We start from the raw sequence: 6,900 nt of genomic DNA on the forward strand, positions 1-6,900 counted from the left end.
ACCCCGCCCGATCACCCAGCCCGATCATCCCGCCCGATCACCCCGCCCGATCACCCCGCCCGATCACCCCGCCCGATCACCCCGCCCGATCACCCCGCCCGATCACCCCGCCCGATCACCCCGCCCGCGGATTTTGGAAGGGCCGCAACGCTCGATCACCCCCATCTGGCTGATCGGCGCCTGGTCAACGACGGTCCATTGACGTTCACGCGTTCGGGTAGCTGGCCGTGGCGAGCAACAATGCTTGTGTGGACTCTCGCATCGATCGCCCGATCCCTGCCCGCATGCCGACGGCCGACCTCTTCACGGCCGCCCGCGACGAGGTGGTGGCCGACGACCCCGAGGCCCCCGTCCCTTTTCTGGTCGCCCTGCACGACCGCCCCACGCGCGAGGTTTTCGACACCGCCGCCGAGCTACTCCGGAGCGACGACAGCACCGATCGCGAGCTGGCCGCGAGGGTGCTCCGCGAGCTGGGCCCTCAGGACGACGCCGGCGATCGCCCGTTCACTTCCGAGGCGGTTCCGCTGCTGCGCGCGCGGCTGTCCACCGAGCCGGAGCCGCAGGTGCTGCGCTGGCTGATCTCCGCCTTGGCCTACAACTCCGCCACCGATGCCCTGGACGACGTGGTTCCTTTCGCCAACCACGCGGACGGGAGAGTTCGCTTCCACGTGGCGGCCAGCCTGACCTCCCTCATGAACCGCACCCACCCCGAACCCGCAGCACTGGACGCCCTCCAGTCCCTGTGCCGCGACGACAATCCGGACACCCGCTTCTACGCCCTGTACGCGTTAGCCGAGGAACTCGACGGCCTCCCAGCGTCGCGCCTTGATCCCACGCTGGCCGCACTGGCCACCGACCCGGATCCACAGATCCGCGAGCTGGCCCAGTCACATCAGGGCTGACTCGGGCGTGCCGGTTCCCCCAACACGCGAATCGGTCGGCACCCACCAGCACCCCGTCGGCCCGGCGGCGAAGTCGGGCGCGCGCCGCAGGCACAGCCACCGCGCTCCACCGCATGAGCCGACCAGGATTCTGGGCCGTCACCGGAGTGGAAAGCCGCAGATGAGTCTGGCTCTCAGCTGGTGCAGTTCGTCAGCCGCCGCTGAGCCCCGCGCAACCAGCCCGGAGTCGAACGGCTCCGCGCAGCCAACCCACGGTCAAACGCACGCCCCCGACTGATCCAGCTGTCGGCCACTACTCCTCACCCAAGCCCGCGCACACGCATCGCCGACCACGAGGGCCCACGCCGACTGCTGGTCCGACACCCGAGCTCGGTCGCTCGGCGTGCTCTATCTGATGCAGACCGCGCGGTTGCTCGCGACCCGGGCACTCGCGGCCGCCGTCTCAATCGACGTGATCCCGCTCGGACCGACCGCGGTCAGTCCTTGCAACTGGCTGTCCTCTCCAGGTGCCGGGTCATCGCCGCCGCCACGCCGACCGCCACGCTGGCGCGCGGCACGCCTAGCTCGCATCGGCAACGCGGCCGGCGGCCCGGCTGCGGGCACGGATTACCCGGGACGGGTACAGATCGGATGGCCCCGGGACGCGGCCTGGGCCGACGCGGATGCGCGACCGTGGCCGAGCCAGACGCACGCGATCGAATTCGCGACACGTGGCTTCGGTCGGTCGCAGACAGAGCCCGTACGGCTGGAAACTCACCGACGTGCTCTGGATTGAAGCGAATGCCTTACGAGTTTGGTGTCGGAGCCGCAGTCGCCGGGGGAGCGGCCACCGGCTGCGATTCAGCGGCGCGCTGAGCCGGGATCGTGTCGCTTCTCAAGAGGTCGGACGGCGACGGATGCGGGTGCGGCTCGTTGTTCGGGATGCTGGTCGGCATGTGCGGGTCGGCATCGTTGATCGGGGTGTCGAACTGCGACGGAGGAGAGCTCGCATCGTTAAGTGAGGTTGGGCGCGAAGCGTCCGCGTCCGGCTCGGGTGACTCATCGGTGTTGTCGCCGGCGTAGGTGATTGTCGAGGGCGACTCCCACTGGATGTGGGGCGGCTCGGCGATCGCGGTTCCGCCGAAGTCGGCCAACCAAGCCGCGACCAGAGCCAGGTTCTCGCGCCACTGCTGTTCGGGGATGACAGGCAGGATGTCGTCCCAAAGCGTCAGGAAGGTTCCGCGCAGTTGCAGCCGTCCGTACGGGCGGGCGAGGAACCACATGTGCAGGTGCGCGGAGCCGTCACCCCAGCGGTTGACGTGAACGCGCGCGACGCCGTCAAGCGATCGGATTGCACGCTCGAGGCGCACGGTCATGACACCGAGTTCGGCGGCCAAGAGGTTAGGCAGATCGCCGATGTCGAGGTGCGATCGGCATTCGAGGATCAGCACCATCGGAAGGCCCGTAGGACGGTCCATCGCCCGGACGCGCCACCGCTCGCTGATCCAGATGTACGCGTCGTCGGGCGTATTACACGCGACGCACTCGGCGGCGTCCTCACCGCTGCGCGGCGGCTCGACGTCGACCGGAGCAGCCAGTGGCTTGACCCGCATGTCGCCCTCGAAGGGGAACGAGGGCCAGCGGGTGAAGTCCGGCAGCGGGGGGATGTTCTCGGGCACGACGTGACCTTAGCCGAGGCCAGACCCGCTGTCCCGGGTCAATTTTGCAGGGCCCGACTTGTCCACAGTCGGGCCGCAACCCCGAGCATGACGTAGATCATCGTCACCGTCTGTGGGTACGAGCGCACAGCCAAAGTTATCCACAGGAGTTATCCACAGGCTGCCCCGTTTCACGTGAAACGCGACGTCGCAGGCTTGCACCCCCTGTGGATACCGCGGTGGACATCCCGAACCACATCAACGCCGTTTCACGTGAAACGGCCCGCCACGGTTTCTCAACAGCCGTTACCCACACCCTGTGGATAACTTTCCATCACGACGCTCAAGCAGCGTTCGCCCGCGTCCGCACTCGAGCCGAACCAACTGATCAAGTCGAGGACTCTTCACGTCTGGCTGGTCAGAGTTCGCCGTGCCTCGGCCCTGTCGTTGTCCTGCCCTTCACGCCGATCGCCTGTCGGACAGAGCCCCCGTCCGCCTCCTGCAAGTGACCGCAGCCGTTGTCCCTTCGTCGACCGCCTGCCGGCACTGAGCCTTGCAAGGCCCGCCGGTCTTCCCATCACAACGCCATATGCGTCCTGAAGATCTGTCAGCGTGTGGGGGAGTGCGGACGGGACTTCGCTCAGAACGATCCTGTCGACGTTTTGAGAGTCGTCGTCATTAACAACTCCGCACTTCGACCCCACCAGTCTGGGGTGGAAGGCATCTCTGAGTCAGACAGCAAGTACGACTCGGGTTGCCCGACGGGTAGCAGGAATAGCTCGTCGCCACGGGCACGTGCGCTGAACCCGCGACGGATGCCAACCTGTCCGTTCCCTGCAGCGTGTGGATCGTGCCGCAAGCGCTCCACGTGCATACCTGTTACCGCCGGCGTTCGAATCGCCCCGGGGCGCCCGGCTCGTGCAGCACTCCCTGCCATTGAACAGCTCAGCCGCCAGCGCGCGCCGCGGATGTGGCCAGCTATCGCTAGCCCCGGCTTCAGCACAGCGGCTGTCTCAACACCGCACGCCCAGCGCCTCCAAGTTTGCGCAACGACGCGATCCAACCCAGCGGAACTTGGCCACGCGTCGGCCAGCTCGTTGGCACTGCACGAGTCGACCTGGGCCGCCTTGGCCTCCCAACCGCGCCTCGCGCAGCACGGAGCGGCGAGGCCCAACCCAGCCGAGCCGAGCACCGTGCAGCGCGGCCCGGACCGAGACGGCCACTGATACACGGCCCATCTTGCCAACCTCGAAACTGCACGGTCCGTTCTGCGTGGCGCACCTGTCAGGTCCGGGCGCTACACGGACGGGCCAATGCCACACAACGCGACACCTGCCGATGGGTCTCTGGCCGGCCGGCGTGGCGCAGTTCGACACCTGCTGGCAGGGCGCGGCCGCCGGCCCTGGCGGCGCAACTAGTCACGGCCAGCGCCGGCATGAGTCGACGCCTTCAGGTCCTACGCGGCTGCGGTCTTGACGGCACCGCTCGTCATGTCCCACCGCTATGCAGCCCACAGCGCAGCACATCTCGACACTTCCTGGCGCTCGGCACCGATGGCCGTGACGGCGTGACTCGACACCTTCAGGTGCTCTGCAGCCGTGGCCATGACGGCATCGCTCGTTCCGCCGGATCAGCCTCGCGGCTATGCAGCCTCAGGCAGGCTCGAGCCCAAACGATGTCCGCCCCGGCCGTGCCTCTGCAAACTCAACGCTCGACAAGTGGCAGCGACCTGGCTCTCAATCGCGCCGCAGGCGGCTCGACTTGGCCCGGCTTGGGGCAGTGCGCGACACAGTCACTTCCCGCGGCGCAGCTCATCCCAGCAAGACCGTCGACGGCACTGGGCATGCCCGACATGACTCTTCCGAACTCAGCACGACATCGATAGCGCCTGCAGACCAGGCGGACCGGCGAACGTGACCCTTCCCCGAACGCATCCCGATCCGTAGCCGATGCCCCTCCGCGAACTGATCGGACCTGACTGGAGTCTCGCGAGAGCTGGTTCCGCCGGCCGCCACTGCTGCATGAAGGCAACACCGCCGCCGGAACGACATCTGCGCGCATCGACCGGCCGGCCACGCAGACCCTCTTCCGGGCGTGACTGTCGACAGCGGCGATGTGGGATGGGGACAGCCCGGCCGGCGCGGCGCGCGGCCAAGTGGCCTCCCCGGGTGACGAGCGAGTCAGATCCCTCGGGGCGATCCGCCTGACTTCTCAGGGCGATCCAGCTAAGCGCGGCTCCACAGACAGCAACCCCCACGGTCTTCGAGCGGCTCGCTGCTCACCCCGCCGCAAACCCTCGGAGTACCCCGGGGGAGCTCATCGGGTATGGAGCGCGTGCGTGCATGGCGTTACTCCCGCGGATCATCCAACCTTCGAGGGAATCACCGTGAGGCTCAGAGTTCGGGCTTTGGGCGATAGAACGCGGCCACCAACGTAGAGCCACCTCTCCGCGGGGCGCCGACCTGGAGCACCCAACCGGAGCCGCTGACGTGGAGCAGGCGCAACGAAGACCGACGTGAGACCTTCGCACTGGAGGCGCCGCATAGGACAGTTGCACCGCAGGCGCCGCGTAGGGCAGTCGAACCCTGGCCTCAACGGTCGGCTCGGGGCGTCGGCGTCGGCGTCGGCGTCGGCGTCGGCCACATCGATGACGACCTAGCAAAGTGTCATGGCAATCCGTAGCGAAGGACCTCGTTGTTGCTAAGCCTCGCCATAGCGCCGCCGTTTGCCCTCTGGGCCCTCGATGAGCTGGGAGCCCCGATCGGCCTCACCGAGACACGTCACAACCCTGGTTTGATGCTGAAGGCGACAGGGGCCTGCCGGACGTGTCGTCTTGCTACTTTCTGGTTCGGATGGACGCGCCGCCTTCATCGGGCTGAGGCGGGCAGAGCTAGGACCGGTGCCGCTGCATTACGTCAGCATCCCCTCCTGGCAGGTTCGTTCAGCGGCTGGCCGGGACTAACGCCTGCACTGTCGGGTGACCTTTTGGCGATTGGGAACCCGCCCCCCTGCGGCAGCTGATATCCACGTGGTTCGAGTGACGCAACTGCCGCATGAGACAAGCAGCCCGGTAGCTACAAAGGCTGGGTCCGGACTCTACGACCGCGCTGCTCACCGAGTACGAGATGGTGCGTGCGATCCGCGCTCTCGTTGTTATGAGCCTCATCGTTGCGCCTCTTCAACATCTCGTTGAGCCGACGATGAGTAGGAGACGCATCGGCGTCGGATACCGAGCTGTCTTCTGCCACGGTCAGATCGGCGCCGAACTCATTCCACTCCGATGCCAACAGAAGCCCGATCATCCGGAATGCTGCGCCGCTACGCCGGGCCGAACAGCCGCCAGCCACTTGGCAGTCAGCCCCGCGAGCCCGCCTGGCGAGCTGGCCCGCTAGGCCGGTAGCCCTCCAAGCCGACGGGGCGGTAGAGCGGCGGGGCAGAGGGCGGCTGGGCACAGGCCGGCGGGGCGGCAGGGCGGCGGGGCGGCAAGGCGGCAGTCCGGCGGGCGGCAGGGTGCAGGTCGATGGGGCGGCCAGGCCGCTAGGCCTGCCAAACCAAGCTGCCAGGCCACCACTCCGTAGACCAAGTGTCCGTTCGGCTCAAGCAGGCTCGGCTTGCCGCCCGCACCTCATGCTTAGCGTGGTCAGTTGCTCGTAGCCCGTCGTATTCGGCGACGGTGACGTGGTACTTGTTCACCGCAGGGGTAACCGTCGGCCGCGGTGACCGTGCTGCCCATGGACCGCCACTCTTGACGATGGCGATTCGTGTGCTGCCGGATCGCTGCAACGCAGCACGGTCCTCGACCAAGCAGTCCGACTGGCGTCTAGGTGGGGGAGCCAGCAAGGGGGTGCGGCCCGATCCTTGCCCAGCCAGAGTTGACCCGAAGCGCTTGATGGGCGGCGACAAGCTCGAGGTCGCCAGGAGATCGCAGGCGCTTGAAGTTCCGCATCCGCTCGGCCACGGGGACGGCTGGGCCAACTCAGCGGATGGTCGCACGGCCCTGCTGGGCGTCCATACGGCCAACTGCCGTGCGGGTTCGCCACCCCTCGGACAGAGCGCGCCAGTAGTGGCGAAGCGCCGGCCGAGTCCGCGCACCTCTGTCGACCCGCTTAGGACTGTTGCCGGAAGAATTCTCAGCGGCCATTCTCTGAGCGCATCATTCGGCGGTTGGATGGTTGTCGGGCGACGCCTCCGCGGCATCAGCCAGATAGCTCGGCTGGTCATGTTTCACGTGAAACGGGCTCCGGGCTCCGGGCTCCGGGCTCCGGGCTCCGGGCTCCGGGCTCCGGGCTCCGGGCTCCGGGCTCCGGGCTCCGGGCTCCGGGCTCCGGGCTCCGGGCTCCGGGCTCCGGGCTCCGGGCTCC

2 protein-coding genes are annotated in these 6,900 nt (G+C 67.7%); one reads left to right on the top strand and one right to left on the bottom strand.

Going from position 1 to position 6,900, the window contains the following annotated elements; translation table 11 throughout:
- Positions 1 to 248: 248 nt before the first annotated feature.
- Positions 249 to 902 carry a HEAT repeat domain-containing protein gene (locus tag KOI35_RS46875; protein WP_215796308.1) on the top strand — a complete coding sequence of 218 codons (654 nt, stop codon included), beginning with the start codon at positions 249 to 251 and terminating at the stop codon, positions 900 to 902.
- Positions 903 to 1,687: 785 nt separating this feature from the next.
- Here KOI35_RS46875 and KOI35_RS46880 read toward each other — a convergent pair.
- Positions 1,688 to 2,560: a hypothetical protein gene (locus KOI35_RS46880; RefSeq protein WP_308121476.1), complete on the bottom strand. Its 873-nt coding sequence runs from the start codon at positions 2,558 to 2,560 to the stop codon at positions 1,688 to 1,690.
- Positions 2,561 to 6,900: the final 4,340 nt, after the last annotated feature.

The sequence above is a fragment of the Paractinoplanes bogorensis genome (assembly GCF_018829635.1).
Lineage (GTDB): Bacteria > Actinomycetota > Actinomycetes > Mycobacteriales > Micromonosporaceae > Actinoplanes > Actinoplanes bogorensis.